The sequence below is a fragment of the Bradyrhizobium japonicum USDA 6 genome (genome assembly GCF_000284375.1).
Classification (GTDB): domain Bacteria; phylum Pseudomonadota; class Alphaproteobacteria; order Rhizobiales; family Xanthobacteraceae; genus Bradyrhizobium; species Bradyrhizobium japonicum.
The window spans coordinates 2300109-2325525 of record NC_017249.1; the positions used below are offsets into that span (position 1 = coordinate 2300109).

A 25417-nucleotide genomic window follows, 5' to 3' on the forward strand; every position below is an offset into this window, starting at 1 on the left:
TTGGGTCATGGTCAGCGTTTCGCCAGCGGCTCCGCAAAGTCTCAACGCAGCGGCGCCGGGGCCGCTGCGTATCCTGCTCGACGGCATCGACCGTCTCGGCCGGCTCGACGGCTGGATCGGCGGCGGCTGCCTGCTGACCCTGACTCTTCTGATGCTGTGCGAGGTCGCAACCCGCTTCCTCTCGAACTTCCTGCCGTTCTTTCCCCCGTCGATCTCGATTGCGTGGGAATATTCGTCTTACCTGATGGCGGCTTCGTTCACGTTCGGCGCCGCCATGACCCTGCGCGTCGGCGGCCACATCCGCGTCGTTCTGCTGCTGAAGAACGTGCCGGCACCGCTCCAGCGCGCGCTGGAGATCCTCTCGGCCGCTGCCGGCTTCGCCTTCATGGCGTTCCTGACCTCGGCGATGGCGAAGTTCGCCTTCGGCGCCTATGTGCGCGGCCAGGTCTCGACCTCCAGCGACACGCCGCTGTGGTTTCCGGAGGCTGTCGTCACTTTCGGGATGCTGCTGCTGACGCTTCAGTTCCTGGCGCGCGCGATCCAGGCCGCGCTCGGCCTGCCGCTGGAGGATCACAGCATGAAGGCTAACCCCGTCGAATGACCGCCTTGCTCGCTTCCGGATCTGAGATCGTATGACCATCGAAGTCGTCGCCCTGTTTGCGATTCTGTTTGCGCTGCTGGCCTGCGGCGTGTGGATCGGCCTCACGCTTGCGCTCACTGCGACGCTGCTGCTCGCGATGTTCCGCTCCATTCCGCTCGACAAGTTGCTGCCGCAATACGCCTGGAACATTCTGACCACGCAGGAGCTGCTGGCGCTGCCGCTGTTCATCCTAATGGGGGAGCTGCTGTTCCGCACGCGTCTATCGCGCTCGCTGTTCCAGGGGCTCGCGCCCTGGGCCGGTCTTCTGCCCGGCCGCCTGCTGCATGTGAACGTGATCGGCTGCACCATCTTCGCGGCGATCTCGGGATCGTCGGCTGCGACCACGCAGGTGATTGGGCGCATGTCGCTCAACGAGCTCACGCGCCGCGGCTATTCCCGCGACATTGCGATCGGCTCGCTCGCCGGCGCCGGGACCCTCGGCTTCCTGATCCCGCCATCCAACATCATGATCATCTACGGCGTGCTTGGCGACGTTTCCATTCTCAAGCTGTTTACGGCCGGCGTGCTGCCCGGCCTGCTCTTGGCCGCCACCTTCATGGGTTGGGTGATGCTGCACACGACGCTCAAGCCCGCGATGGTGCCGGAGACGGAAGCAAAACTCTCGCAGGTGCCGTGGGGCGAACGCTTCGCCGCTTTGAAGGACCTGGCGCCGGCGCTGTTCCTGATCGCCTGCGTGCTCGGCTCGATGTATGGCGGGCTCGCGACGCCATCGGAGGCCGCCGCCGTCGGCGTGCTCGGCGCCGGGCTGGTCGCCTGGGCGCAGGGCTCGATGTCGCGGCAGGTGATGCGCGACGTGCTGATCGGTTCGGTCGTGACCTGCTCGATGATCGCGCTGATCGTGCTCGGCGCCTCGATCCTCGGCAATGCCGCAGCGTTCCTCGGCATTCCTCAGGCAGTGGCCGCCTTCGTCAAGGGCCTCGGCCTGTCGCCCTTCATGCTGATCGTGGCGCTGATCATCTTCTACCTGATCCTCGGCTGCTTCCTCGACGGCTTCTCGATGATCGTGATGACGCTGCCGATCGTGCTGCCGATCGTGAAGGGCGCGGGCTTCGACGAGATCTGGTTCGGCATCTTCCTCGTGCTCGCCGTCGAGATGGCGCAGATCACCCCGCCGGTCGGCTTCAACCTGTTCGTGATCCAGGGCCTGACCGAGGACGGCCTCGGCTACATCGCGCGCGTCACGATGCCGTATCTCATCATCATGGTCGGCTTCGTGCTGCTGCTGACGCTCTGGCCTGGGATCGTCACGATCCTGCCGCGGGTGCTCTACGGGTAGCGAGCCTACGCGCCGCAGTCATTCGGCGCGGGCTTCCCGGTAAAGCGGTCGGTCATCCAGTTCACCGCGGCCATGGTGCTCGCCTGCGCGGCGCGGCCGTGTCCGATGTTGGGAAGGGTGACCATTTTCACGGGACTGCCCGCCTTGCACAGCCGGCCCATATAGGCGCGCGTTACCGCGGGCCGGATGATCTGGTCGACGGTCCCTTGAGCGAGGAACACGGGCACGCCGGCGGGCAATGTGCCGGCGCTGTTCTTCTCCAGTAGTGAGCGCCACGGCTCGGCCTTGGTCGGGTCGGGCACGGTCAGGAAATGTTGCTGGAGCGGCCGCTCGGTCCGTTGGCGGATGAAGATGTCGAATGGACCCTCGATGCATTCGCGTGCCAGCCGGTCGATCACCGGCAGCGCGCGCGGATCGAGGACGCCGTCGAGCGCGGCGTCGTAGACGCGATGCCACGACCATAGCGTCATCGCCGTGATGTTCTTGCCACCGACGGAGTTGATATCGTCGCTCATCAGCGTGGCAAGATCAGTTGCGGGCGCTGCAGCCGCGACGCCCAGCAGACGGAGATCGGGAGCGTAGGTCGGCGCCAGCTGTCCTGCGAACAACACGGCCTGTCCACCTTGCGAGTGTCCCCACAAGGTAAAATCCTTAGCCCCGCCGCCAAGCTCGCGCGCCACGCGCGCGATGTCGAGCACGGCACGGCCCTCGCTCTCGCCGACGAGATAGGGATGCGGGCCCGGCGTGCCGAGCCCGGGATAGTCCGTCGCCGCGACGATGTAGCCGCGCGCGACCATCGAGCGCAGCCCCTGGATCTGCTGGAACAGGAAGATCGCTAGCGACGGCGCGCAGCGCGGCACGATGCCCGAGGTCGGATGCGCCCAGGCCACGATCGAGCGCCCGCCCGGTGGCGGCGGTCCTTGCGGCACGACGACGACGCCCGAGACGAGAATGGGCTCGCCCTTCAATCCGGTTGAGCGATAGAGCACGCGAAAGGCCGATGCGCCGAGCGGCGCGCCATCCATCGGCTCTTGCCGCACCAGACTGCCAGGCGGTCCGTCCGCAAGCGATGCCGGTGCGTCGTAAAATGCCGATTGCGCGTGGGCAGTCGCGATACCTGCGACGAACATGACGAGTGCGGCCATCAGAGCGCGGGCGGTGACAAGCATCTGCGATCCGATCCAGCGCATGATCACATCCCGTACAGGATTTTCAGCTCGCCGCTCGCGCGCAACGCGAGCGTGATCCCGTCGGCAAGCAGCAAGGCCTTGTCGAACTGCACCGAGGAGAGCTTGCCTTCCATGCGGAAGCCGTCCTTGAGCGGACGCGTCAGCCGCTGGTTCGCCGCCATCAGCAGGTTCTGGTAGGAGATGCCATAGTCAATATTCACGGCTTGCTTCAACTGCGCGGCGATCGACTGCAAGCCGGGGTTTGCCCCTCCGTCCTGCGCGGCGAGATCGAGATCGGCAAGCGCGACGCTCTTGCTCGCATCGTCCACCTTCAGAGCGCCGGAGAGATAACTCCATTGGTCTGCATCGGGGTTGCCGTCCGACGTCTTCGCAAGACGCAGGCCGATCACAAGCTTGCCCGCGGACGGATAGACCTGAACCTCGCGCAACGCGCTGTCCTGCGCCGGCAGCGCGGCGATCGCCTGGCTGATCTTGTCCTTGATCGCGTCATAGCCGAGCCGGACCGGAAGGATGACGTCGAACGTTCCCGGCGCGGTCACGTCGGTGCCAAGCGGCGGCAGCGATGTCGGGGTGACGCTCGCACCCTGCTGCCCGATCGACGTCACGGCACTGCCGGAGAGTTCGAGCGAGCCGGACAACATCTTGTCGTTGGCCCGCACGCCGGCAAATGCGGCGGCTTGCGGCGTTACTTGCAGCCACACCGGCGGCTCGTCGGCGAGCTTCACCGGCTCGAACGCTTTAGCCCAGGCCGCTGTCGCCTTGTCGCGCAGATTGAGCTTCTTCGCCGCCGCCAGCGCACGTGATCGCACGCGGGCGAGCTGGCTGCGGATGCGCGGCTCGACGTAAGGCGCAAGATCGACCTCGCGGCCGAGCACGTGCAGATAGGGCGCCTCGCTCCAGTGGAAAGAGTCGCTGAAATTCAGGTCGAGCGACCAGTCCTTGCGCAGCGCGGGCCGCGCCTCGGCCTCGATCGTCGCGCGTGCCTCGGTCTCGCCGCGGATGCGCGAGGTGAAGCGGTTGGCGCCCTGGCCCTCGGCCGCGCCGTAGATCGAGACCGCGCCATAAACGCGGTCGCCGCGGCCGTAGAGCGAGACGCCGCCGGTGCGGTTGACGAAGCCGAACACGTCGCAATTGGCGTTAACGCGAAACATCAGCACGCGGCGGTGCACGCAGTTGACCCGCTCGTCGATCGTGGCAAGCCGCTGCGGGATACCCTGCTCGATCGCCTTGGCGAGTGCGGGCAGGCCGAACTCGATGGTCGCGGAGACGCGCGAGATTGTGGCGAGCGGCGTCGGAGGATCGGGACTAAGCGGCGGCTTGTCGGCGGCGAGCGCCGTTTGCGCGAGGAAGGTGAGGGCGAGCACTGCAAACGCGGCACGGTTCGTCGAACGAACAATTCGTAAAGGAACGGGCATTCTTCTTATTCCAGCTTGGCCCTGCTTCGCGCCCAGGCCGCCGGCAGCGGTGCCGTTTGGCCTTCAGAGCAAAATCGCGGAAGGAGAGGGCAGTCAGTTGGTCAATTATTGCTTGTATTCAATGGTCACGTATCGCAGCACTTGTATGGCGCGGCATCGCGCTTTGAGCAAGGCTTTGTATATCGGTCCGGTATGATGGTCGTTCTTGAATTGCCCAAAGGAGATTGACGCCGCCCCGGTCCAAATGATCGCGCGACGGGGCTTCTGCGCGGGCGCTGCGATGCTTGAGCCTGAGGATCTCCGACCGAGACGAAACGGTCAGCGTCACTGCCGTTTCGAATTGTCCCCGTGCGTCAAGTTCACACCGCGCGCGCATTCCGTCTTTGCACTCCCCGTGATCAGGCGTACTCTGTGAGGGCGAGCAGAAGTGCAATATCAACCACTCCAGTGAACGTAGCTCCTTTGGCGATATGCGCCGAGAGAGGGGGACATCTGTTGGCAGCTCATCCTCGATAGAGAACAATCGACGCGCACTGAACTGCAAACATCCCTCGCGGCGTCTGCGAGACGCGAGTTCAACAAACACAAAAGCGGGAGGAACGGATGAAGAAGCGTTGGTGTAATTCTGGTCTACCTCTTTTTGCCGGCGCGACGCTGATCGTGTCGTCGGCGTTGGCCCAAACCGTGGATACGGCCCGGATCGAGAACGCCGGTCAGAACGATTGGCTCACCTATCACGGTTCGTACAAATCCCATCACTACAGCCCGCTCGCGCAGATCAATGCCAACACCATCGGCAATCTGGGCGTAGCCTGGACGCATATTCCCGGACGATCGACGCGCGGCCTGCAGTCAATGCCGCTCGTGGCCGATGGCGTGCTTTATTATTCGGGTTCGTACAGCCGAGTATTTGCGCTGAACGGCGCGACCGGCGAGGTCATCTGGTCGTTCTTTCCGGAACTCGACGAGGCGCTCATCAGCCGACAGACCCACTCGCCCTACAATCGCGGCGTAGCCCTTGGTGAAGGCAAGGTCTTCGTCGGTACGATGGATGGTCGTCTGTTCGGGCTCGATGCGAAGTCGGGAAAGGTGCTCTGGGAAACCAGGCTGATCGACTCGCAGAAGCTCACGGTCGGCTTCACCGGCGCGCCGCTTTACGCGAAGGGGAGCGTCATCATCGGCTCGCAGGGCGGTGAATGGCCGGGTCGTGGCCCGATCTTCGCTGTCGATGCCACCACCGGCAAGAAGAAGTGGGAGTTCCTGACGGTCGCGGGCACCGACGAGGCCATGAAGACCTGGGGCAACGATTCATGGCGCACGGGCGGTGGCGGCGGCTGGATGCCGGGCACCTACGACTCCGAGACCAACTCCATCCTGTGGGGCACCGCAAACCCGGCGCCGCTCTACGATTGGTCGGGCGCCGACTACAAGACGCAAGGTGCGCGTCCCGGCGACAATCTCTATACGAGTTCGGTCATCGCTCTCGATATCGATACCGGAAAGCTGAAATCCTACCATCAGGAACTTCCGCACGACGCCTGGGACTTCGACAGCGCCGTCGGTGAGTTCGTGATGCTCGAGCGCGACGGCCAGAAATACGTGGTTCATCCGAACAAGGGTGGCTTCGTCTTCGTCTACGACCGTAATCTTGGCGTGAAGAACGTCTGGCGGCTGGTCGAGAACATCAACTTCGTCAAGGATATCGATCCCAAGACAGGTGCGCTGATCGGCCGTCGCGATTTCCCCGTCGGGAAGGTCACTGAAGTACCGCTGTGTCCCTTCATTGGCGGCGGCATCAGCTGGAATGCCGGCTCGTACAACCCGAAGACCGGTCTTTACTACAAGATCGGCCAGGAATGGTGCATGACGCTGGATATTCAGAAGACGACGCCGGTCACCACGCCCCAGGTCCAGCTCAACATCGGCGCCGATTTCAAGATGGTGCCGCCTCCGAGCGGCGAGATATACGGACATCTCGACGCGCGCGACCCGATAACGGGCGCTAAGAAATGGGAGGTTCGCTTTCCCGAGCCGCCGCTTGGGAGCGTTTTGTCGACCGCGGGTAATCTCGTGTTCGTGCCCGACTCCCGCGGCATCCTTCACGCCTACGATGCCGAAACCGGGGCCGAGTTGTGGAAGCACAACAACGGCACCGGCCACCAGGGCGGTATCATCAGCTACTCCGTCGGCGGCAAGCAGTATATCGCCGTGACAGCCGGCTTCGGCGGTATGCTGGCGGACGAATATGCGCCAAATTTCGGCGGCGTCTACAAGAGCATGCCGCGCGACGACGGCGCTCTCGTCGTCTTCAGCTTGAAATAGTCTGCCTCAAACGATCTGCCGAGAAGCGGGTGCAAGCCCGCTTCTCGGTCGATTGCGGCGGCCGCGCGTGATTCAGGAATGGAGCAGACGTGTTGAAACTGCATTCGATGTCGCTTCCGGCGGTGCTAGGGGCTTCGTTGCTGTGCGTTGTGGTGGCTCGAGCTCAATCTGCCACGCCGGCGCCGGACAACGGGTCGTTGGACGTCGAGCAATTGTTCGCGGGGACCTGCGGCTTTTGCCACTCCGACGGCGGCCGGGCTGCCGGCAGGGGACCGCAACTGATGAATTCGCAACGAGACGACGACTTTCTGCACAACCGTATCAAGACCGGCAAGCAAGGTGCGATGCCGGCATTCGGCGAGAGCTTCAGTGACGCGCAGATCGACCAGATCGTCAAATATATCCGCGCCTTGAAGCCGCGCGAAGGCTGACCCTCCGGAACCTGATCCATCCAGATGAGGACGCGGCATGAAGGCAATTGTCCTGGTTATCGTCGGTGCCGCCATCGGGCTGTCGGGACCGGCGCAGGCGCGAACCCTGGACGCGATCCGCGCGAGTGGCGCGCTCGGACTATGCGCGCATCCCAACTCGCTTCCTTTTGCGCGCAAGGGCGGCGATCCGCCCGGTTTTCAGGTCGAGTTGGGACAGGCGTTGGCACGCGAGCTCGGTGTCCCGCTGCGGCTCGACTGGATCATCACGCAGTATCAAATGCGCAGCGCCAATTGTGACATTCTCCTGGATGTCATCGCCGATCGCGAAGCGCAAGGCGAAACCCGCTTGAGGATATCCAAACCGTACTATCGCACGGGCGTCGCGCTCGCGGTGCCGTCATCCAGCGCGCTCACATCGTTCAAGAGCCTCAGCGAGCATACCAAGGTGGGCGTGCAGGTCGGCTCTATCGCCGCCATGATCATCGGTCAGCGGCACGTGCCCACATCGACCTTCGGCTTCGAGACCGACAGCCTCGACGCCGTATCAAACCATGAGATCGATGCGGCTGCGGTCACGCCCACCGCGGCGCACTATTTCAATCTGACGCATCCCGACAAGGCGCTCCGGATCCTGGATCGCGACGAGGGCGTGGCCGACCTCAACTGGAATGTCGCCGTCGGCATGGTCCGCCCGGATGATGCGTTGCGCGAGGCGATCGACGGGGCGCTGCAACGGCTGCGCAACGACGGCACGATCGATCGGATATATCGCCGTTACGGTATCGTCCTCGAGGCGCCGAGATAGCCGTGCGTCTCGGCCCCGGCAGCCCAAAGGGCTCGATCAATCGAGGCGTGGCACTCAGCAGGCGCAATGTCCTGCAATGTCTGGCCGCCGGAATGGCAATGGGAGCGGCTTCGGTATCCGCGAGCGAGAAACGCAAGATCGGTCTCCAACTCTATACGCTCCGCGACCTCCTAAAGAACGACTTTGAGGGCACCCTGCGCAACGTTGCTCGCTTCGGCTATAGCGAGGTGGAGTTCGCCGGCATTCTCGGCCCTGACGTGAGGCGCACCGGCGAGCTTTTGCGCAGCCTCGGTCTCGGCGCGCCGTCGTTGCATCTCGAATATGGCAACCTGCGGGACAAGACCGGATCGTCGTTCGACCTCGCCCATTCGCTTGGCAGCCGGTTTGTCGTCTGTCCATGGCTTGATCCACCGCAGCGACAGACAATCGATGACTGGAAGCGGATTTGCGACGAGTTGAACAGGATCGGTGAACTGGCGGCGCGCGCGGGGTTGACGCTCGCCTATCACAATCATGATTTCGAGTTCGCAGACCTCACTGGCGGCATCCTGCCATACGACGTTCTGCTCAGCCGCACGGACGAGCGCTTCGTCAAGTTCGAGCTCGATGTCTACTGGGCAGCCAGGGGCAATCTCAACTCCGCGCGTGTTCTGAGGGCGCATCCATCGCGATTTCGCCTGCTTCATCTCAAGGACATGGCGACGGATGGATCAACCACCGAGTTGGGGCGCGGCACGATCGATTTCGCCGGGATACTCGACGCTGCGTTTGAGAGCGGCGTACAGCATGTGTTCGTAGAGCAGGACATTTCCGCCGAGCCCTTGCGAAGCATAGAGATCAGCATCGCTTTCCTTCGCCGCCAACCGCATTTTGCGCAGGGCAGATGATGCTGCCGTCCCGGCCCGGAGCCGGGACGACAATGCCTCGACCGTTCGCTACGCTGCCGCCTTCTTCCGCGCCTGCTCGGCCTTGTACAGCTCGAACTCTTCGGCGATCGCCTTCGCGACCGACGGCCGCTGGCGCAGGCGGTCGTGGTACGCCTTCACGTTCGGCCATTTGGCCAGCTCGATCGGCGGGGTCGCCATGGTCCAGTTGATGACCGTGACGAGATAGGCGTCGGCCACGCTGAAATGGTCAAGCAGGAAGTCGCGCCCCTTCAGGTAATTGTCGAGATAGTCGAGCCGCGACAGGTTCTTCTCCAGCGCATAAGCCTTGGTTTCCTGCGGCGCCTTGCGGTCGAGCAGGGGGATGAAGAGGCCTTTGTGCAGCTCGGTGCCGATGAAGCAGAGCCATTGATGCAGCCGCGTGCGATCGATGCCGGCTGCGGCGCCGAGCCCGGATTGCGGAAAACGGTCGGCGACATATTGCAGGATCGCCGCGTTCTCGGTCAGCACCACGCCCTCGTCGGTGCGCAGCGTCGGCACCAGGCCGATCGGGTTGATCGTGCGGAAATCGGTGCCGTCGTTGAGCACCTTCTTGGTCGGCGGATCGACTTCGAGATAATTCGCTTCGGCGCCGGCTTCGTACAGCGCGACGCGAGTCGCCATCGAACAGGCGAGCGGCGAGAAATAAAGATCCATCTTGGGCCTCCTTGGGCAATTCCTCGGTGTGACTCTTGGCGTGTCGCTCAACCTGGCCAGATTGATTTTTGTACTGTCTTGCATAGAATGGGTGCGGTCAAGGATTAATTTGCGAGATGGTACAAAAATCGAAACCGCCAGCTGCTGCCAATCCGCCGAAGCGCCGCGGTCGACCGCGCGCCTACGAGCCCGAAGTCGCGCTCGGAAAGGCGCTCGACCTGTTCCGCCGGCAGGGCTTTGCCGCGACGTCGCTGGACGATCTCAGCGAAGCGACCGGCATGAACCGGCCGAGCCTCTACGGCGCTTTCGGCGACAAGCGCGAGCTCTACATCAAGAGCTACCAGCGCTACCGCGAGGAGGCGCGCGCGGCGATGGTCGAGATCTTTCGCCAGGAGATGCCGGTGCGCCAGCGGCTCGAGCGCATCTTCGCGTCCGCGCTGAACATCTATCTCTCCGGCGAGACCGGTCCGCGCGGCTGCTTCACGGTGGTGACCGCGGCGTCCGAAGCCGTCGGCGATCCCGAGATCCGTGCCATGGTGCTGGATGGACTGACCGAGCTCGACAAGGCCTTTGCCAGTTGCTTTCGCCGCGCCAAGGAGAAGGGCGAGCTGCCCGCGAGCGCCGACCCGGCCGCGCTGGCGCAGCTCGCCTCCGCAACCGTGCATTCGATCGCCATCCGCTCCCGCGCGCGCGTGTCGCGCAAGGATCTCGAGGCGATCGTGAAGGGGGCGATTGACGTGATGGTGGGGGCCAAGCCCTAGCTGTCGTCCCCGCGTTCGCGGGGACGACACCGGGGGTGAGGCGAGATCGTGGCCTCGCTACGCCGCGCGAATATGTGCGAGGAAGCGGTCCACCTCGTCCCGCAGCCGCTGCGACTGCTTCGACAGCTCGATCGCCGAGCCCAGCACTTCCTCGGCCGCCGTACCGGTCGCGGCGATGCCGGCGGTGACGCCGGAGATGTTTTGCGAGACCTCGCCGGTGCGGGCGGCCGCCTGCTGGACGTTCTGTGCGATTTCCTGCGTTGCCGTGCCCTGCTGGCCGACGGCCGCGGCGATCGCGGCCGAAATCTCGTCGACCTGCTGGATTGTCGCGCAAATGGACTGGATGCCGTCTACTGCGCCTGTCGTCTCGCCCTGCACCGCCGTCACCTGCGCGCCGATCTCCTCGGTCGCCTTCGCGGTCTGGGTTGCGAGCGCCTTCACCTCGGAAGCAACCACAGCAAAACCGCGCCCGGCTTCGCCGGCGCGCGCCGCCTCGATCGTCGCGTTGAGCGCGAGCAGATTGGTCTGCCCCGCGATGCCATTGATGAAGGAGACGACGTCGCCGATCTTCTGCGCGGCGTCTGCGAGGCTCTGGACCCGCGCGTTTGACTGCCGGCCGTCGCTTGCGGCCCTGCCGACGACTTCGGTCGCGTGGGCGAGGCGGCGGCTGATCTCGGTCATCGACGAGGACAATTCCTCCGCGGCGGCCGCGACCGTCTGCACGTTCTCCGAGGCCAGCGCCGAGGCCGACGACACCGCGCGGGTCTGCTGCCGCGATCGTTCGACGATGCCGGACATCGAGCGCGCGGTGTGCTCCATCTCGACCGCGGCCGCGGACACCGTGGTGACGACCTCACGGATGCTGGCCTCGAAATTGTCGGCCAGCGCGGCGAAGGCGCGGCGCTTCTCCGCTTCGGACCGCGCCTGGATGTCGGCTTGCTCCGCCTGAAGCTTGTTGAAGTTGACCGCATTGTCGCGGAACACCGCCACCGCCCTCACCATGGCGCCGACCTCGTCATTCGCCCTGGTGGCGGGAACGGCGACGTCGAGCCGGCCGTCGGCGAGCTCGCGCATCACCGATGTGATCGAGAGAATCGGGCGCGAGATGCTACGCGCGATGAGATAGCCGACGAGCGCCGCCAGCACGAGGCCGAGCGCGGCAATTCCGATCGCCAGCAGCCAGGCGCGGTCGGCGGAGGCCTCGTAATCGGCGTTGTCCATCACCAGTTCGACCGCGCCCAGCGGCTTTCCGGAAAAGTCCTTGATCGGTCCGAGCAGCGCGGCGACCGGCGTGTTGTCGAGCCGGGCCTGCCGCACGGTGAATCCGTCGCCGGCAGCGCGGCTGTAGTCAGCCGCATCGAAGAAGCTCCTGCCCTTCAGCGTGCCGCCGAACAGCTTGAAGCCCGCGCCGTCGGCGAGATGGAAGGCGACGTCGACATGGCGGCTGGCCTTGAAATCGTCGAGGAAGGGCTGGCCGAAGGTCAGGCCGAATTCGACCGTGCCGAGATGCTTAGCCCCTTGCGCGATCGGCACCACGCCGCGGATGCCGAGCCCGGCCACGCCACCTTCCAGACCGACCACGACCTTGTGGTCCTGGTTAGCAACGACGACGGTCTTGCGGAAGCCCGAGAGGTCGTCGCCGAACTTGGCCGGCTGGTGGACCCGCAGGTAGGAGGTCGCCGGCGGCACGTGGAACTGGAATTGATCGACGCCGTAGTCCGATTTGATGGCGGCGAATACCGGTCCGAACAGGCGCACCAGCGCCTCCCGGTCCTGCTTTGCCATCGCCTCCTGGGTCGCCGGCATCGCCGCCACCACGGCGCTCATCGCGGCGGCGCGGTGCGATTCCTCGGCGATGCGCGACTGCAAGGCATCGTAATGGCTGCGCAGCTCCCGCTGGTCGGCCCGGTCGATGATCCCGGCGATGATCCACATCGCTCCGAGCACTGCAAACAGCGCGGTCGCCGCCGCAGTCACCGCCAGCGCAACCGTGATCCGCATCCTGAGGCCGAGCGATGCCCGCATGTCCGACTCGTTGTTTGAGCGTTGGTTAACAACGCCTATCAACTTCTCGCTAAGAGAGGGTGAACGAGGACGGGACGACAACCGAGGGTGAAGAGCCCTAATACCCCCGTGCGCGGTCCACCACGTTCTCCAGCGCACCGCCGGCCTCGAACTTTGCGATTTGCTCGGCGACATAGGCCGAGATTGCATCCGCATCGGTGTCGGCCGCGTTGTGCGGCGTCAGCACCACCTTCGGATGGGTCCAGAACCGGCTGTCGGCCGGCTGCGGCTCCTGCACGAAGACGTCGAGCGAGACCGCGCCCAGCGTGCCGTCGTCGAGGCAGGCCAGGATGTCGGCTTCGTTCTGCAGTCCGCCGCGGCCGGCATTGATCAGCACGGGCGCGCCGAGCGGGCTGTTGCGATTGAGCTTGGCGAAGACCTCGCGGTTGAGGATGCCGTGCGTATCGGGCGTCAACGGCAGCAGTGACACCAGGATGTCGGTCTTGCGCAGGAACGCATCCATGCCCGCGGTGCCGTGGAAGCACTCGACGCCCTCGATCGTGCGCGGGCTGCGGCTCCAGCCGGCAACGCGGAAACCGAGCCGGCGCAGCACGTCGGCGGCATCGGCACCCAGCGTGCCAAGCCCCATCACGCCGACGGTGACGGCGCTCGCCGGCCATTGATATTGCGGCTCCCAGCGTTTCGCGCGCTGCGAGTCCCGCAGGTACAGCTCCTGGCGGTGGTGCATCAGCACGTGCAGCACGACATATTCGGTCATGCGATTGGTGAGATCAGGCACGGCGACGCGCACCAGCGGCACGTCGGGCAGGCTCCTGTCGGCCATCAGCGCGTCGACGCCGGCGCCCAGATTGAAGATCGCACGCAGATTGGGGAAAGAGCCGAGGTCGCCCGGCACCGGCTTCCACACCGCGGCATAGTGCACCTCGGCCGGATCGAGCCCGGCGTCGGGCAGCAGCACCACGCGGCGGCCGCCGCAGACCGCGTCGAACCGGGCCTTCCAGCGCTCCGGCAGCCAGTTCTGCTGCGTGCTGTTGATCAGGACGGCCAGTGTGCCCATGCTCATTCGAAGTGCCTCGTCGGTTCCGCTTTGAAAACCCTCCTTGGCACGATCCGACGGATTTTTCTCGCAAATTTTTTCCGCAGTCCTGTCGGGGCGGGGCATATTGGATCGTCTTGAAAACAAGCGTTCAGGAAGGTGCTGCCCATGCTTTATGCGATCCTCTGCTATCACGACGAGGACTTCGTCGGCTCCTGGAGCAAGGACCAGGACGAGGCCGTGATGAAGAAGCTCGCCGTGGTGCAGGACAAGCTCACACAGCAGGGCCGGCTGGGTCCGGTGGCGCGGCTGCTGCCGACCACGGCGGCGGCGACGCTGCGCAAGGAAGACCCGCCGCTGGTGCTCGACGGCCCCTATGCCGAGACCAAGGAGCAATTGCTCGGCTTCTACATCGTGGATTGCAAGAATCTCGACGAGGCGCTCGACGTGGCGCGCGACCTCGGCGCGGCCAATCCCGGCGGCGCCTATGAGGTGCGCCCCGTCGGCGTATTCCGGCCCGGAGGAATTTCGGCGTGAGTGACACCGACACCGCCTGGATCGAGACCGCGCTGACCTCGGCGCGACCCCAGGCGGTCGGCGCGCTGCTGCGCTATTTCCGCGATCTCGACACCGCCGAAGAGGCCTTCCAGAACGCGTGCCTGCGCGCGCTCAAGACCTGGCCGCAGAACGGGCCGCCGCGCGATCCCGCGGCCTGGCTGATCATGGTCGGCCGCAACGTCGCCATCGACGAGGTCCGCCGCGCCCGCAAGCAGCAGCCGCTGCCGGACGATGACCAGGCCATCTCCGATCTCGACGACGCCGAGGGCGCGCTCGCCGAGCGGCTCGACGGCTCGCACTACCGCGACGACATCCTGCGGCTGATGTTCATCTGCTGCCATCCGCAGCTGCCGGCGACCCAGCAGATCGCGCTGGCGCTGCGCATCGTCTCCGGCCTCACCGTGAAGCAGATCGCGCGCGCCTTCCTGGTCTCGGAAGCCGCGATGGAGCAGCGCATCACCCGCGCCAAGGCGAAGGTCGCCGAGGCCGGGGCGCCGTTCGAAACGCCCGGCGCGGTCGAACGCTCCGAGCGGCTCGCCGGCGTTGCCGCAATGATCTACCTGATCTTCAACGAAGGCTATTCGGCCAGCGGCGACACGGCGGAGATCCGAAAGCCGCTCTGCGAGGAAGCGATCCGGCTGGCGCGGTTGCTGCTGCGGCTGTTCCAGAGCGAGCCGGAGATCATGGGGCTCGCGGCGCTGCTGCTGTTGCAGCATGCGCGCAGCGCCGCGCGCTTTGCCGCGGACGGCGCGGTGATCCTGCTCGACGACCAGGATCGTACGTTGTGGAACGGCAACATGATCGCGGAAGGCCTCGCGCTGATCGACAAGGCGATGCGCCATCGCCGCAGCGGCCCCTATCAGGTCCAGGCCGCGATCGCCGCGCTGCATGCGCGCGCGTCGACGCCCGAGGAAACCGACTGGACGCAGATCGACCTGCTCTACGGCGCGCTCGAACTGATGCAGCCGTCGCCGGTGGTGACGCTCAACCGCGCGGTTGCGGTCTCCAAGGTGCGCGGGCCGCAAGCGGCGCTCGAGCTGATCGAGCCGCTGGCGCCGAAACTCGCCAACTACTTTCATTTCCACGGCGTGCGTGGTGCCTTCCTGATGCAGCTCGGCCGTAACGACGAAGCCCGCATCGCCTTCGACCGCGCCATCGCGCTCGCCAATACTTCGGCGGAAGCCGCCCATATCCGCATGCACATTGATCGCCTGATCCGGGACAGCCAGCCGAAAGGCGGTAACGGGAGCGCCAGGCAGGGCGCAAAGGCAAAGTGACGGCCAAAATTTCGTCCCGCCGATTGTCGGCTCCCGCCGTTCCCCTTCGTCTTAATCCCATATCCAGGGAGTCCAATCATGCTGAAAGCCATTGCCATCATCGCCGTCGTGCTCGCCGTCGGCATAGCCGCGGTCCTCGTCTTCGCATTGACAAAACCCGATACGTTCCGTGTCGAGCGCTCGCTCGCCGTGAAGGCGCCGGCCGATGCGATTTATCCACACGTTGCCGATTTCCATTTCTGGATGAGCTGGTCGCCCTATGAGGATCGCGACCCCGCCATGAAGCGTACCTTCGGCAGAACCGCGTCAGGCAAGGGCGCGACCTATGCCTGGGACGGCAACAACAATGTCGGCGCCGGGCATATGGAGATCCTCGAGGCGAGCACGCCGTCGAAGCTTCGCATCAAGCTCGATTTCGAGCGCCCGTTCGAAGGCCATAACACCGCCGAGTTCACCTTTGTGCCGCAAGGCGATGCCACACTGGTCACATGGGCGATGTACGGTCCGGCGCCGTTCATGTCCAAGGTGATGCAGGTGTTCATCAACATGGACAACATGATCGGCAAGGACTTCGAGGCCGGCCTCGCCAGCCTGAAGAAGCTCACCGAGAAGTAACCAGGCTTGCTGCCCAAGGCGCAGCTGAGGAGCTGCCAAGAAACTGCAAGAAACTGCAAGGAACTGCCAGGGAATCGACAAGAAAACGAAGAGAAGAGGAGAGAAACGATGATCAATGCCTATCTGTTCTATCAGGACACCTGCGAAGCGGCGTTCAACTTCTACGCCAAGATTCTGGGCGGCAAGATCGACGCCATGATGCGCTCATCGGAAGCACCGCCGGACATGCCCGCCGCGCCCGGCCGCGAGAAGATGATCATGCATGCGCGGATGTCGCTGCCCGACGGCAGTGTGCTGATGGCCTCCGACGCGCCACCCGAGCATTTTCAGAAAGCCCAGGGCTTTTCGGTCTCGCTCACGGTCACGGACCCCGCGGATGGCGAGCGCAAGTTCAACGCGCTCGCCGACGGCGGCACTGTCACCATGCCCTTCAGCAAGACGTTCTGGGCCAAGGGCTTTGGCATGTGCGTCGACAAGTTCGGCATTCCCTGGATGGTGAACTGCCCGGCCGAGGGAATGTGACAGGCGTGACCGCCTGATGCGCCAAGCCGTGATCCCTCTCCCGTAGTTGCGGGAGAGGGCCACTTATGCTGTCGGCATGTCGTAGTGCCGGTCGGCCGGATGCTCGCTCACCGGAGCGATCCGGTCACGTCATCGCTTGGCGGGGACGGTTCGACGCAGCGAGGGCAGATCACGAGTTTCGAGCCAAGCTGCCTATCGTTCTCCGCCTCGATTTCGTCGTGGATCGCCCACCACGCCTCGGAGTACGGGCGCAAGGTGCCGAGCACTCTTTCCCGCTCCTGATTGGGATTGTCCTGCACGGGCGCCGGGTTCGCTGCGCTCCGCTTTGTGGGACGGTGATGGGCTTGGTTCGGATCCCGGCCGAGGCCGTCCCATGCGATCGGTCGGCGCTCCTGCGCCGGCGCCGCCGCGCATCCGAGGAGCGCTGCGCAAAAAGTGAGCAAGACGAAGCCGTGACGGAGCATGCCGGACCCTTGGTGCGGTACGCAACACGCAAACTCCGCGTGCGGAGCCTTGCATCGCGCCGGTTAAATGGAACCTAAGGGAAACGACGTGGCCGCCAGGCCCAATATGGAATCGTGCTCTCGCATCACATTGCGAGAGCAGTGAGGCCGCTTCGTGAAATGATGCGGATCGCATCGCACAACAACTGGCGAAATATTAGGCTGTGAACTCCACGATAGAATCGCTAATAATTTCTTCATAAATTTTACAAACGGGGTGGGCGCAACTTAGAAGGGGAGCGACCGATGGCAGCGGCGCTACAAATCAATTTTGCACTTTGGGGCATGCTCATCTGCGCGACCTTGGAATTGGCGCAGACCATCCAGAGGCTCTACTAGGCCCGATGAAATGCGTGACCGGCGCAATTTCGCCGTCGCGCGTGCCTGCTAGCCCACCAGCAACGCGATGAGCGTGAAGCTGACGCTCGCGATCACGATCATCGAGAGGATGTAGTTGCGCGGCCGTGCCGTTCGCGCGCGCGGCGGTCTCTGCCGCTGCAGTGGTTCGCTCACCCGCCATGCGGGCTCCGATGGCGCCAGCGCAGCCTCTGCGCCCGAGCCGATGTATTTCACATAGAGCTCGAGCAGCCGCAGCTCGGACGGCAGGTCCATCAGGCCCTCGCGGTGGCGCCGCGATAGCAGTTCGAATTCGACGGTTTCCTGGGAGCTCAACTGGCCAAGGACAATGCGTCCCTGGTCCGACAGGCGGTAGTGAAAATCGATGGGCTGCACGGCCTGCGACTGGTTTGAAAATGAGTAATCTTGAAAAAGCGGAACCATCCTAGTCTGTGACCATTGCTGCGATTATGACGGCCCTGCAGCCATCGTGGCCCGAGCGGCCTCAATCTGGACGGGACCATCATAGACGGTCGGAAAAAGCCGGAAACCGCGTAAATTGGGCAGGCATTGCCAAGCGGTTGAGCGGATTACGTGTCCGGATCGTCGAAATTTTGCAAAACTGCCTAATCGCCGGACAGCGGCGGATGCAGCCCGGTCACATCGCTGGCGGCCGCCTGTTGCTCAGCGGCAGCGTGGATAGATCGCCGCAAGGTCGCGGCCCTTCAGCAAAAGCAATCTGGACGAGAGGCCACCGTGCCGGCTGATCCAGTTGCGCACCGGGCCGGGATAGGCCTGCAGCACCGCGTCGGAGGCTTCGGGCTCGGCATAAAAGCGCCCGCGCCGGTCGACCGAACGCGCCGCGTGGAAGCCGAGTATCGCGCGTTTGGTGACGCAGATGCGCTCGCCCGGCACGATGCTCAGCACCAGCGTGCAGGCGGACAGGCACGGACCATCGATCACCACGCGCTCGCCGCTCTCGCGCACCTGCTCGAACAGGTCGAGGAACGGCCCGACCTCTCCGCCCGGCGACTGGATGATGCGGATTTCAGCCATGGCGGGGGTAGCGGCGAGCAACGCGGATGCGAGCATCCAGGCACCAACAAAGAACATGCGTCGCATGGAGCACTCCACAAGCTCGATCCCGCAGGGTGGGCAAAGCGTAGCCCACCAATGGCGTCGCAAATCTGGAGGGAGGGTGGGCACGGCGCTTCGCGCCTTTGCCCACCCCACAAATCCTGTGCCTACCCGTTTCGCCGTTCGCCGCGCAGCGTCGGCAGGCCGATGCCAGCCGCATCGAACCCGCCATCGACGGCCAAAATTTGGCCGGTGATGTAGCTCGATCGTTCCGAGCACAGGAAATAGATCGCTTCGGCGAGTTCCTCCTCCAGGCCGTAGCGGTTGAGCGGAATGGCGTCGTGATAGTCGGCGCGGATCTCCCTGCTGTGCACCTGCTTCGCCATCGCAGTGTCGACCGGCCCCGGCGCGACCGCGTTGACGCGGATGTTGAGCGAGGCGAGCTCGACCGCGAGCTGCTTGGTCAGGTGCGCAAGGCCCGCCTTGCTGGTGCCATAGGCCGAACGCAGCGTCGAGGCGCGCACCGCCGAGATCGAGGTGACGTTGACGATGGCGCCGCCGCCTTGCTCGCGCATGAGCGGCGCGGCCGCCTTGGTGCACAGGAACGGGCCGGTGAGATTGACCGCCATGATCCTGTTCCAGTCGGCATCGCTGGTCTCCAGCACTGGCGCGAACACGGCGACGCCGGCGTTGTTGACGAGAGCATCGAGCCGACCGAAGCGGCTCATGACCGCCGCCGTTGCAGCTCCCACGGCGGCTGCGTCGGACACGTCGCAGGTGATTGCCAGCGTGTTATCGGGATTCTTCAGCGCCGCCGCGGCGCCTGCCTGCAGCTCCCCCTCGATATCGAGCAGCGCCACGCGCCACCCTTCGGCCAGGAATTTCTTGGCCGTCGCCAGCCCGATCCCGCGTGCAGCTCCGGTGACGAGGGCGACGTTTTGTGGGGCCTGCGGCATTTGCTAATCTGTCCTGTGTTCGAAAGGGGCGCGCACGAGCGCCGGCTCCTTTTACTTCGCTTTCGTCCCGGCAAGAAGGGCTCCAGCCCATGCTCATCGATCCCAGCACGATCCCGCTCGAGGAATGGCGGCCAGGTGTGAAGACCCGCATGGTCACATCCGCGCGCAACGGCGCGACCGCGCTCTGCATCTTCGAGCAATGGGTCGATCCCGGCGCCGGCGCGCCGACGCACAGCCACATGGTCGAGGAGGTGCTCACCGTGCGGGCGGGCGAGGCGGAGATGTGGATCGAAGCCGAGCGTATCACGGTGGCGGCCGGACAGGCGCTGCTGGTTCCCGCCGGCCGCAAGCATGGTTTTCGCAATTCGGGAGCGGCCGTGCTGCATGTGCATGCGGTGTTGGCCTCGCCGGTCTTCGAGATGCTGCCGGACGGGGCGAGTGAAGCGACGCGACGCTGGGAGCGGTAGGGTAAGGGCGTCGGTCTCTCTCTCCGTCACCCCAGGGTGGCCGCTTCTTCAGCGGCCCTCGAGGGATGAGGGGGATAGTGATAAAGCGAGAGCTTACGCCAGCTCCGCCGATGCGCGCTGCATGTTCGACGACATGTCGGAGGTCACGATGCTCTGCTCCCACCGCCTTGAGAAAATTCTCTTTGGCGGTGCGGATCGTGCCATCCATGTTGCCTTGCGATATTTTCGCATCGTCCCTGTTGAAATTCGGCGAGCAATGTCGGGGCACGCGCGCGTGCATCGTCTTCAAGAGGATCTTCTCTGCGGAGACCATCAATGCCCGACGACCGCGAGCGCCTGATTCGAGACCTCTTCGCAGCCTATCTCGGCAACGACCGGCAACGGGTCGCCGACGCATTGGCCGACGATTTCCGCTTCACCAGTCCGTTCGACGACGACCTCGACAAGGCGGCCTATTTCGAGCGCTGCTGGCGGGACAGCGGCTGGATCGCGCGACACGACATCGAGCGGATTTTCGTCCGGGGCGACGAGGCCTTCGTCACCTATCTCTGTCTGGGGGCAGATGGCAGGAGCTTTCGCAACACGGAGTTCTTCACCTTTGCCGGTGGCAAGGTCCGCCGCATCGACGTCTATTTCGGCGCTGCCCGGAAGGATGGGCGTTTCCTGCCACAGCCGCGCTAGCGGCCGGCGCAATGACCTCCGGAATAATTTTCATCACCCTGTCGGTTCCGTAAAGGTTGGTTCGTCTTAGAGGTAAGGGCGGGCGGCCCCGGCCGCCGCTCCCGTCCATCCGGGGTGGCGCCACGCCGCGCCAACCCGAAACGGCCAAGCAAACAAGGACTGCTCATGCGATTCATGATGCTGATGATTCCGCTCGGTTACGAGACCGCGCCGCCGGACGTGCAACTCGATCCCGAACGCGTCGCCGCGATGATGCGCTACAACGAGGCGCTGAAGGATGCCGGCGTGCTGATCACGCTCGACGGCCTGCACCCGCCGTCGATGGGCGCGCGCGTCTCGTTCGCGACCGGCGAGCCCATCGTGACCGACGGTCCCTTCGCCGAGGCCAAGGAAGTCCTGGGCGGCTACTGGATGATCGAGGTTGCCTCGCGCGCGGAGGCGATCGCCTGGGCGAAGAAGTGCCCGGCCTCCGCCAATGAAGTCATCGAGATCCGGCAGGTGCAGGAGATGGCCGACTTTCCGCCGGAGGTGCAGGCAGCCGCCGCCGGCTTCGACGATCTGAAGACGTAGCCGAGACGGCCGCAGATCAATTCGCGGCTTCGTCGATCCATCATCCATCAACAAAGGAGAGAACCAATGAGCACCGATACCTATCTCGCCGTTTTCCTCGGCAGCAAGACCAGCCCGCAATGGGCCGCATGGAACGCGATGTCCGAGACCGAGCGGAAGGCGAAGGAGCAGGAGGGCATGGCGGCCTGGAAAGGCTGGGTCGAGAAGCACCAGGGCGCGATCCAGGCCATGGGCGGCCCTCTCGGCAAGACCAAGAAGGTCGACAGCAAGGGCGTCGCCGACATCGCCAACGAGATGGGCGCCTTCACAGTCGTCCGCGCCGCGTCCCATGAGGCGGCAGCCAAGATGTTCGAGAACCACCCGCACTTCGCGATCTTCCCTGGCGAACGCGTCGAGATCATGCCGGTGCTGCCGATTCCCGGCGGCTAGGCCGTGTCATTTCGGGGCGCGCGCAGGCGCGAACCCGGAAATCTCGAGATTCCGGGTTCGGCTCGTCGAGCAGCCCCGGGTCGAGCCGCCCCGGAATGACGAGATGGCCGGTTAATCAAATCCGGCCTGCGCTAGTGACTTCACGCCCGGCTCATGTAAAAGCTGTTCACATGAGCTGGCGTAAGGACCAGGGCCGCACCGAGCGCGGCTATCACCACGGCAATTTAAAGGAAGCCCTGTTGCAGGCTGCCCTCGGGTTGATCGCCGAGAAGGGCGCGGCCGGCTTCACCTTTGCCGATGCCGCGCGCATGGCCGGCGTCAGCGCGGCGGCGCCTTACCGGCATTTCCGCGACCGCGAGGAGTTGCTGTCCTCGATCGCGCAGCGCGGCTTCGAGCAGTTCGAGCAGCGCCTGACCGCGGCCTGGGACGACGGGCGCCCGGATACGGTCACCGCGTTCGAGCGCGTCGGCAAGGCCTATCTCGCCTTTGCCCGCGAGGAGCCCGCCTTCTACAACGCGATGTTCGAATCAGGCGTGCCGGTCGATTCAAATCCGGCCCTGCAGGCCGCCAGTGAACGCGCCTTCAACATCATTCGCGCAGCCGCCGAGCGGCTTGCGGCGCTGGCGCCGCCCGGCACGCCGCGGCCACCGGCCATGATGATGGCGCTGCACATCTGGTCGATGGCCCACGGCGTGGCCTCGCTGTTCTCACGCGGCGACGCCGCGCGGCGAAAACTGCCGATGTCGCCGGATGACCTGCTCGAAGCCGAGGTGCTGATCTATCTCCGCGGCCTCGGCTTCCCGACCGACCGCCGTCCGCCGGCACGAAGCGCCGAGCCGCCGCCGGTGCCACCGGAGGCATCCTCCGGTTCTGGCCTGCCGCCCGGCGGCCCCTGGGGCAGGCCGAAATAAAATTGCGCAAATAATTCGGCGACCCTGTCAGCCGGCCGGCTTGACAAAATCGCGGGATGGTCTAGCTATGTAAATGTTATTTACATTCACAACGGCACTGGTGCCGTCATGGAGAGGGAAATGGCCTACACCGCTGATGTCAATCGCTGGCGCGGCCCTTCGGACCAACACTACGAGCGCCCCCGCATGCTGGACACGCCCTGGCATCCCGGCTGGATCGCCGTGACCATCCTCGGCTTCATCATCTGGTGGCCGATCGGACTAGCCCTTCTCTTTTTCACACTCGGGAGCAGAAGAATGTCGTGCTGGAGCAACCAGGATCGCTGGCAGAACAAGATGGAGCGGATGCAGTACAAGATGGACCGCATGCGTGATCGGATGGAGCGCCGCGGATTCGGCTTTGGCTTCGGCCCGCCGACCTCCGGCAACCGTGCCTTCGACGAGTACCGCTCTGAAACGCTGCGCCGGCTCGAGGAAGAGCAGGTCGAGTTCAGGAATTTCCTCGACCGTCTGCGTCACGCCAAGGACAAGGAAGAGTTCGACCAGTTCATGGCGCAGCACAAGACGCGCCCGACCCCGCCGCCGACCGACCAGCCGCAGGGCTGATCTAATAGGCTGATCCGGGGTCTGCCTCTCAAAGCCTTCAGGCGCATGCCCCCAAAGTCCTGATGGCCCCGAGCCGCCCGCCTGCGCAACCCGCAGGCGGGCGGTTTGGTTTTTGGGGACCCGAACCAACCACTGACGATCCGACACCAAGACTTGCGCGTGCCACCTCGATCCGCCGCGCTGCTGGACGACGCGCATCATGGACCTCTACACTCGCCTGCTGCTTGGCGTGACCGCCTTGGCGGTGCTGGGCTACATCGGCTTGGTCTATGGTAGCTGCGCGTCCGATCCCGACTGTCATTTTCGCCTCTGCGCCGGTGGGCGTGCGTTCTGCGGCGTTGATCACGTACATGTGCGGGACCGGTAGAACGCGATCCGCGCCGGGCTCGACCAAGCCCTGACGGCGCCTCCCGCGCGCTGACGGGTACGACCATGACCAACGCCGAACGCAAAGAGATCAGCCATTGCATCGCGCTCCTCGAGCGCGCCTCGGCGCTGTTCGACCGGTTCGGAAACACCGTGCCGGTGGCGATCGCGTTCCTCAATGGATGGCCGACGGAAGTCCAGCTCTATCCGCAGTGGCAACTCGGCGAATCCTGGCGGTTCTTTCTCAGCCTTTATCTCTATTGGTTCGCCTCGTTCGCACTCAGCCGCGCGGTCTCTTTTGCAAAGGGGAGTATCGCCCCATGACCCTGCTCCGCGATGTCGCGCTCTTCGTCCTGCCGGTGCTCATTGCGGCGGGCAGCTGGCTCTACGCGCTCAGCCTGCGCAAGCGGGCCCGGCCCGGTCTTGACGGCGAAGGCAAGCGCGTCCCGGCGGCGTGACTGGCGCCCCGGCCCGGACCGCCTATATTCGCCTTCACAAGAGCGGGCGGACCGGAGGCGACAATGGCGGAAGCTGCGATCACGGCGAGCGACGGCCTCTGGCAACAGGTCCGCAGCGAAGCGCAACGCGCGGCTGACGCCGACCCCGTGTTCGGCAAGGCCCTTGCGACTGCCATTCTCGCTCATGATGATTTTGCCGCCGCCTTGGCCGATTTGATCGGGCAGCGGCTCGGCAGCGGCACCGCCGGGCGCACGCGCTTCACGTCCTATTCCCGCGACGCTTTTCAAGGCGAGCCAGACCTGATCGAAACCGCCAGCCGGGATTTGCAGGCCATCGCACGGCGCGATCCCGCCATCGCCGACCTGCTGCCGCCGCTGCTGCATTACAAGGGCTATGTCGCGCTGCAAGCCTGGCGCGTCTCGAACTGGCTCTGGCGTCATGACCATCACGACGCGGCGCTGCTGTTTCAGAACGAGGCGTCGAACCTGCTGCAGATCAGCATTCATCCGGCCGCATCCATTGGATCGTCCGTCTATCTCGACCACGCCACCGGCATCGTGATCGGTGCGAATGTGGTGATCGGCGACGAGGTCACCATCCTCCAGAGCGTCAGCATCGGCCGTCGCGGTGAATTGCCGACGCGCTCGCCGCGCATCGGCCGCGGCGTCTACATCGGCGGCGGCGCGACCATTCTCGGTGACATCAATATCGGCGATTTCGCAAAGATCGGCGCCGGCACTGTTGTGACCGGTGACGTGCCCGCCGGCTGCACCGCAATCGGCAATCCCGCGCGATTGACCAATTGCCCCGAGCCCGCCTCGGCGGCCTGACCCTCTCAATCTTTGGAGAATGGCAATGAAGACGGCAATCGTGATCGGCGTTGGTCCGGACCGCGGGCTCGGGGCCCGGCTTTGCAAGCGTTTTGCGGCCGATGGGCTCAAGGTGATCGTCGCGGGCCGGACGCTGTCTGCCTTGCAGGCCGTTGTGGACGACATCACGAAGGCGGGCGGCGCGGCCGTGCCCTTCGTTGCCGATGCGACCAGGGAGGGAGACATCGTCGCGCTGTTCGATGCCGCCGGCGACAACCTCGACCTCGCCATCTACAACGCTGGCAACAACACGCCCGGCAAGATCATAGAGATGGAGGCCGACTATTTCGAGAATGCCTGGCGCGTGGTCTGCTTCGGCGGCTTCCTGTTCGGCCGCGAGGCGGTGCGGCGCATGGTGCCGAAGAAGACCGGCACGCTGCTGTTCACCGGCGCCAGCGCCTCGCTGCGCGGACGCTCCGGCTACGGCGCCTTCAACTCGTCCAAGGCCGGCTTGCGCACGCTGGCGCAGGCGATGGCGAAGGAATATTCGAGCGACGGCATCCATGTCGGCCATGTCGTGGTCGACGGCGCGATCGCCGGCGACAAGATCTTTTCGCGCTTCCCGGATGCGGCCGGCCGCGAGGACAGCCTGATCGACATCGATGGCATCGTCGATGCCTTCGCCTTCCTCTATCGCCAGCCCGAGCGCGCCTGGTCGTTCGAGCTCGATGTACGGACCTCGAAGGAGAAGTGGTGAGGAGAGCGAATGGCGA

32 protein-coding genes are annotated in these 25417 nt (G+C 64.7%); 23 read left to right on the plus strand and 9 right to left on the minus strand.

Features of this window, described 5'->3' with window-relative positions; all coding sequences use genetic code 11:
- Positions 1–7 precede the first annotated feature (7 nt).
- Together BJ6T_RS10735 and BJ6T_RS10740 are read left to right on the plus strand one after the other, a co-directional pair.
- On the plus strand, positions 8–601 hold the full coding sequence (locus BJ6T_RS10735; RefSeq protein WP_014492372.1) for a TRAP transporter small permease subunit: 594 nt from the start codon (positions 8–10) through the stop codon (positions 599–601).
- A gap of 31 nt (positions 602–632) precedes the next feature.
- Positions 633–1937, plus strand: coding sequence for a TRAP transporter large permease (locus BJ6T_RS10740; protein WP_014492373.1), 1305 nt, complete (start codon positions 633–635; stop codon positions 1935–1937).
- A 5-nt stretch (positions 1938–1942) separates the two neighbouring features.
- Here the strand turns inward: BJ6T_RS10740 and BJ6T_RS10745 are convergent, their stop codons facing one another.
- On the minus strand, positions 1943–3127 hold the full coding sequence (locus BJ6T_RS10745; RefSeq protein ID WP_014492374.1) for an alpha/beta fold hydrolase: 1185 nt from the start codon (positions 3125–3127) through the stop codon (positions 1943–1945).
- Between the two features lie 2 nt (positions 3128–3129).
- Positions 3130–4542, minus strand: a complete 1413-nt coding sequence (locus tag BJ6T_RS10750; RefSeq protein ID WP_141379309.1) for a DUF4403 family protein — start codon at positions 4540–4542, stop codon at positions 3130–3132.
- Positions 4543–5145: 603 nt separating this feature from the next.
- Here BJ6T_RS10750 and BJ6T_RS10755 point away from each other — a divergent pair.
- The 4 genes from BJ6T_RS10755 (at position 5146) to BJ6T_RS10770 (ending at position 8987) form a co-directional block, all read left to right on the plus strand.
- The gene (locus tag BJ6T_RS10755; protein WP_014492376.1) at positions 5146–6864 is read left to right on the plus strand and encodes a pyrroloquinoline quinone-dependent dehydrogenase; all 1719 of its coding nucleotides are present in this window, start codon (positions 5146–5148) and stop codon (positions 6862–6864) included.
- A 107-nt stretch (positions 6865–6971) separates the two neighbouring features.
- A complete protein-coding gene (locus BJ6T_RS43225; protein ID WP_080583908.1) occupies positions 6972–7295 on the plus strand; it encodes a c-type cytochrome in 324 nt (107 codons plus the stop codon).
- Between the two features lie 37 nt (positions 7296–7332).
- Positions 7333–8100: a substrate-binding periplasmic protein gene (locus BJ6T_RS10765; protein WP_014492378.1), complete on the plus strand. Its 768-nt coding sequence runs from the start codon at positions 7333–7335 to the stop codon at positions 8098–8100.
- A gap of 2 nt (positions 8101–8102) precedes the next feature.
- Complete coding sequence (locus tag BJ6T_RS10770) at positions 8103–8987, plus strand: sugar phosphate isomerase/epimerase family protein (protein WP_014492379.1); 885 nt, start codon at positions 8103–8105, stop codon at positions 8985–8987.
- A gap of 48 nt (positions 8988–9035) precedes the next feature.
- On the opposite strand, the gene BJ6T_RS10775 is transcribed toward BJ6T_RS10770, so the two are convergent.
- Complete coding sequence (locus tag BJ6T_RS10775; protein ID WP_014492380.1) at positions 9036–9680, minus strand: glutathione binding-like protein; 645 nt, start codon at positions 9678–9680, stop codon at positions 9036–9038.
- A gap of 116 nt (positions 9681–9796) precedes the next feature.
- On the opposite strand from BJ6T_RS10775, the gene BJ6T_RS10780 reads away from it, so the two are divergent.
- Entirely contained in the window at positions 9797–10441 is a 645-nt protein-coding gene (locus BJ6T_RS10780; RefSeq protein ID WP_014492381.1) for a TetR/AcrR family transcriptional regulator, read from the plus strand.
- 57 nt (positions 10442–10498) lie between these two features.
- Here the strand turns inward: BJ6T_RS10780 and BJ6T_RS10785 are convergent, their stop codons facing one another.
- Both BJ6T_RS10785 and BJ6T_RS10790 read right to left on the minus strand, forming a co-directional pair.
- Positions 10499–12466, minus strand: coding sequence for a methyl-accepting chemotaxis protein (locus BJ6T_RS10785; RefSeq protein ID WP_014492382.1), 1968 nt, complete (start codon positions 12464–12466; stop codon positions 10499–10501).
- 97 nt (positions 12467–12563) lie between these two features.
- Positions 12564–13529, minus strand: a complete 966-nt coding sequence (locus tag BJ6T_RS10790) for a 2-hydroxyacid dehydrogenase (RefSeq protein ID WP_014492383.1) — start codon at positions 13527–13529, stop codon at positions 12564–12566.
- 141 nt (positions 13530–13670) lie between these two features.
- Between BJ6T_RS10790 and BJ6T_RS10795 the strand changes: the two genes are divergently transcribed.
- The 4 genes from BJ6T_RS10795 (at position 13671) to BJ6T_RS10810 (ending at position 16474) form a co-directional block, all read left to right on the plus strand.
- Entirely contained in the window at positions 13671–14039 is a 369-nt protein-coding gene (locus BJ6T_RS10795) for a YciI family protein (RefSeq protein WP_014492384.1), read from the plus strand.
- Positions 14036–15337 (plus strand): RNA polymerase sigma factor, encoded by a 1302-nt coding sequence (locus BJ6T_RS10800; protein WP_014492385.1) that lies wholly within the window; start codon positions 14036–14038, stop codon positions 15335–15337. The genes BJ6T_RS10795 and BJ6T_RS10800 overlap by 4 nt, the downstream gene beginning before the upstream one ends.
- A gap of 78 nt (positions 15338–15415) precedes the next feature.
- Entirely contained in the window at positions 15416–15952 is a 537-nt protein-coding gene (locus tag BJ6T_RS10805; protein ID WP_014492386.1) for an SRPBCC family protein, read from the plus strand.
- Positions 15953–16060: 108 nt separating this feature from the next.
- Entirely contained in the window at positions 16061–16474 is a 414-nt protein-coding gene (locus BJ6T_RS10810) for a VOC family protein (protein ID WP_014492387.1), read from the plus strand.
- A gap of 107 nt (positions 16475–16581) precedes the next feature.
- Here the strand turns inward: BJ6T_RS10810 and BJ6T_RS49590 are convergent, their stop codons facing one another.
- The 4 genes from BJ6T_RS49590 to BJ6T_RS10830 all read right to left on the minus strand — a co-directional run bounded on the left by BJ6T_RS49590 (position 16582) and on the right by BJ6T_RS10830 (position 19346).
- Entirely contained in the window at positions 16582–16938 is a 357-nt protein-coding gene (locus BJ6T_RS49590; protein WP_014492388.1) for a hypothetical protein, read from the minus strand.
- Between the two features lie 426 nt (positions 16939–17364).
- Complete coding sequence (locus BJ6T_RS10820) at positions 17365–17709, minus strand: hypothetical protein (RefSeq protein WP_014492389.1); 345 nt, start codon at positions 17707–17709, stop codon at positions 17365–17367.
- Between the two features lie 288 nt (positions 17710–17997).
- Positions 17998–18426 (minus strand): hypothetical protein, encoded by a 429-nt coding sequence (locus BJ6T_RS10825; RefSeq protein ID WP_370151588.1) that lies wholly within the window; start codon positions 18424–18426, stop codon positions 17998–18000.
- A 131-nt stretch (positions 18427–18557) separates the two neighbouring features.
- Positions 18558–19346: an SDR family NAD(P)-dependent oxidoreductase gene (locus tag BJ6T_RS10830; RefSeq protein ID WP_014492391.1), complete on the minus strand. Its 789-nt coding sequence runs from the start codon at positions 19344–19346 to the stop codon at positions 18558–18560.
- An 89-nt stretch (positions 19347–19435) separates the two neighbouring features.
- On the opposite strand from BJ6T_RS10830, the gene BJ6T_RS10835 reads away from it, so the two are divergent.
- The 12 genes from BJ6T_RS10835 (at position 19436) to BJ6T_RS10875 (ending at position 25401) form a co-directional block, all read left to right on the plus strand.
- A complete protein-coding gene (locus BJ6T_RS10835; protein ID WP_014492392.1) occupies positions 19436–19813 on the plus strand; it encodes a cupin domain-containing protein in 378 nt (125 codons plus the stop codon).
- Between the two features lie 121 nt (positions 19814–19934).
- Entirely contained in the window at positions 19935–20153 is a 219-nt protein-coding gene (locus BJ6T_RS45455) for a hypothetical protein (RefSeq protein WP_048227905.1), read from the plus strand.
- Positions 20129–20494 carry a nuclear transport factor 2 family protein gene (locus BJ6T_RS10840; protein WP_014492393.1) on the plus strand — a complete coding sequence of 122 codons (366 nt, stop codon included), beginning with the start codon at positions 20129–20131 and terminating at the stop codon, positions 20492–20494. Before BJ6T_RS45455 ends, BJ6T_RS10840 begins: the two co-directional genes overlap by 25 nt.
- A 165-nt stretch (positions 20495–20659) precedes the next feature.
- Positions 20660–21064 (plus strand): YciI family protein, encoded by a 405-nt coding sequence (locus BJ6T_RS10845; protein ID WP_014492394.1) that lies wholly within the window; start codon positions 20660–20662, stop codon positions 21062–21064.
- A gap of 66 nt (positions 21065–21130) precedes the next feature.
- A complete protein-coding gene (locus BJ6T_RS10850; RefSeq protein ID WP_014492395.1) occupies positions 21131–21493 on the plus strand; it encodes a hypothetical protein in 363 nt (120 codons plus the stop codon).
- Positions 21494–21663: 170 nt separating this feature from the next.
- Positions 21664–22404: a TetR/AcrR family transcriptional regulator gene (locus tag BJ6T_RS10855; RefSeq protein WP_014492396.1), complete on the plus strand. Its 741-nt coding sequence runs from the start codon at positions 21664–21666 to the stop codon at positions 22402–22404.
- Positions 22405–22524: 120 nt separating this feature from the next.
- Positions 22525–23010 (plus strand): DUF2852 domain-containing protein, encoded by a 486-nt coding sequence (locus BJ6T_RS10860; RefSeq protein ID WP_014492397.1) that lies wholly within the window; start codon positions 22525–22527, stop codon positions 23008–23010.
- A gap of 199 nt (positions 23011–23209) precedes the next feature.
- Complete coding sequence (locus BJ6T_RS45460; RefSeq protein ID WP_014492398.1) at positions 23210–23377, plus strand: hypothetical protein; 168 nt, start codon at positions 23210–23212, stop codon at positions 23375–23377.
- Between the two features lie 65 nt (positions 23378–23442).
- Positions 23443–23700 (plus strand): hypothetical protein, encoded by a 258-nt coding sequence (locus BJ6T_RS10865; RefSeq protein ID WP_014492399.1) that lies wholly within the window; start codon positions 23443–23445, stop codon positions 23698–23700.
- Entirely contained in the window at positions 23697–23834 is a 138-nt protein-coding gene (locus tag BJ6T_RS47100; protein ID WP_014492400.1) for a hypothetical protein, read from the plus strand. Before BJ6T_RS10865 ends, BJ6T_RS47100 begins: the two co-directional genes overlap by 4 nt.
- Before the next feature lie 63 nt (positions 23835–23897).
- Positions 23898–24665: a serine acetyltransferase domain-containing protein gene (locus BJ6T_RS10870; RefSeq protein WP_014492401.1), complete on the plus strand. Its 768-nt coding sequence runs from the start codon at positions 23898–23900 to the stop codon at positions 24663–24665.
- A gap of 25 nt (positions 24666–24690) precedes the next feature.
- On the plus strand, positions 24691–25401 hold the full coding sequence (locus BJ6T_RS10875; RefSeq protein WP_014492402.1) for an SDR family NAD(P)-dependent oxidoreductase: 711 nt from the start codon (positions 24691–24693) through the stop codon (positions 25399–25401).
- Positions 25402–25417 lie beyond the last annotated feature (16 nt).

What these genes read in the sequence shown, in the direction of transcription:
- BJ6T_RS10735 (WP_014492372.1), top strand. Translation starts at nt 8, where the DNA reads ATGGTCAGCGTTTCGCCAGCGGCTCCGCAAAGTCTCAACGCAGCGGCG.
- BJ6T_RS49590 (WP_014492388.1), bottom strand. Translation starts at nt 16,938, where the DNA reads ATGCTCCGTCACGGCTTCGTCTTGCTCACTTTTTGCGCAGCGCTCCTC.
- BJ6T_RS10795 (WP_014492384.1), top strand. Translation starts at nt 13,671, where the DNA reads ATGCTTTATGCGATCCTCTGCTATCACGACGAGGACTTCGTCGGCTCC.
- BJ6T_RS10860 (WP_014492397.1), top strand. Translation starts at nt 22,525, where the DNA reads ATGGCCTACACCGCTGATGTCAATCGCTGGCGCGGCCCTTCGGACCAA.
- BJ6T_RS10745 (WP_014492374.1), bottom strand. Translation starts at nt 3,127, where the DNA reads ATGCGCTGGATCGGATCGCAGATGCTTGTCACCGCCCGCGCTCTGATG.
- BJ6T_RS45455 (WP_048227905.1), top strand. Translation starts at nt 19,935, where the DNA reads ATGTTCGACGACATGTCGGAGGTCACGATGCTCTGCTCCCACCGCCTT.
- BJ6T_RS43225 (WP_080583908.1), top strand. Translation starts at nt 6,972, where the DNA reads ATGTCGCTTCCGGCGGTGCTAGGGGCTTCGTTGCTGTGCGTTGTGGTG.
- BJ6T_RS10870 (WP_014492401.1), top strand. Translation starts at nt 23,898, where the DNA reads ATGGCGGAAGCTGCGATCACGGCGAGCGACGGCCTCTGGCAACAGGTC.
- BJ6T_RS10805 (WP_014492386.1), top strand. Translation starts at nt 15,416, where the DNA reads ATGCTGAAAGCCATTGCCATCATCGCCGTCGTGCTCGCCGTCGGCATA.
- BJ6T_RS10755 (WP_014492376.1), top strand. Translation starts at nt 5,146, where the DNA reads ATGAAGAAGCGTTGGTGTAATTCTGGTCTACCTCTTTTTGCCGGCGCG.
- BJ6T_RS10835 (WP_014492392.1), top strand. Translation starts at nt 19,436, where the DNA reads ATGCTCATCGATCCCAGCACGATCCCGCTCGAGGAATGGCGGCCAGGT.
- BJ6T_RS10765 (WP_014492378.1), top strand. Translation starts at nt 7,333, where the DNA reads ATGAAGGCAATTGTCCTGGTTATCGTCGGTGCCGCCATCGGGCTGTCG.
- BJ6T_RS10850 (WP_014492395.1), top strand. Translation starts at nt 21,131, where the DNA reads ATGAGCACCGATACCTATCTCGCCGTTTTCCTCGGCAGCAAGACCAGC.
- BJ6T_RS10740 (WP_014492373.1), top strand. Translation starts at nt 633, where the DNA reads ATGACCATCGAAGTCGTCGCCCTGTTTGCGATTCTGTTTGCGCTGCTG.
- BJ6T_RS10845 (WP_014492394.1), top strand. Translation starts at nt 20,660, where the DNA reads ATGCGATTCATGATGCTGATGATTCCGCTCGGTTACGAGACCGCGCCG.
- BJ6T_RS10775 (WP_014492380.1), bottom strand. Translation starts at nt 9,680, where the DNA reads ATGGATCTTTATTTCTCGCCGCTCGCCTGTTCGATGGCGACTCGCGTC.
- BJ6T_RS45460 (WP_014492398.1), top strand. Translation starts at nt 23,210, where the DNA reads ATGGACCTCTACACTCGCCTGCTGCTTGGCGTGACCGCCTTGGCGGTG.
- BJ6T_RS10865 (WP_014492399.1), top strand. Translation starts at nt 23,443, where the DNA reads ATGACCAACGCCGAACGCAAAGAGATCAGCCATTGCATCGCGCTCCTC.
- BJ6T_RS10840 (WP_014492393.1), top strand. Translation starts at nt 20,129, where the DNA reads ATGCCCGACGACCGCGAGCGCCTGATTCGAGACCTCTTCGCAGCCTAT.
- BJ6T_RS10875 (WP_014492402.1), top strand. Translation starts at nt 24,691, where the DNA reads ATGAAGACGGCAATCGTGATCGGCGTTGGTCCGGACCGCGGGCTCGGG.
- BJ6T_RS47100 (WP_014492400.1), top strand. Translation starts at nt 23,697, where the DNA reads ATGACCCTGCTCCGCGATGTCGCGCTCTTCGTCCTGCCGGTGCTCATT.
- BJ6T_RS10855 (WP_014492396.1), top strand. Translation starts at nt 21,664, where the DNA reads ATGAGCTGGCGTAAGGACCAGGGCCGCACCGAGCGCGGCTATCACCAC.
- BJ6T_RS10785 (WP_014492382.1), bottom strand. Translation starts at nt 12,466, where the DNA reads ATGCGGGCATCGCTCGGCCTCAGGATGCGGATCACGGTTGCGCTGGCG.
- BJ6T_RS10750 (WP_141379309.1), bottom strand. Translation starts at nt 4,542, where the DNA reads ATGCCCGTTCCTTTACGAATTGTTCGTTCGACGAACCGTGCCGCGTTT.
- BJ6T_RS10790 (WP_014492383.1), bottom strand. Translation starts at nt 13,529, where the DNA reads ATGAGCATGGGCACACTGGCCGTCCTGATCAACAGCACGCAGCAGAAC.
- BJ6T_RS10825 (WP_370151588.1), bottom strand. Translation starts at nt 18,426, where the DNA reads ATGTTCTTTGTTGGTGCCTGGATGCTCGCATCCGCGTTGCTCGCCGCT.
- BJ6T_RS10830 (WP_014492391.1), bottom strand. Translation starts at nt 19,346, where the DNA reads ATGCCGCAGGCCCCACAAAACGTCGCCCTCGTCACCGGAGCTGCACGC.
- BJ6T_RS10810 (WP_014492387.1), top strand. Translation starts at nt 16,061, where the DNA reads ATGATCAATGCCTATCTGTTCTATCAGGACACCTGCGAAGCGGCGTTC.
- BJ6T_RS10780 (WP_014492381.1), top strand. Translation starts at nt 9,797, where the DNA reads ATGGTACAAAAATCGAAACCGCCAGCTGCTGCCAATCCGCCGAAGCGC.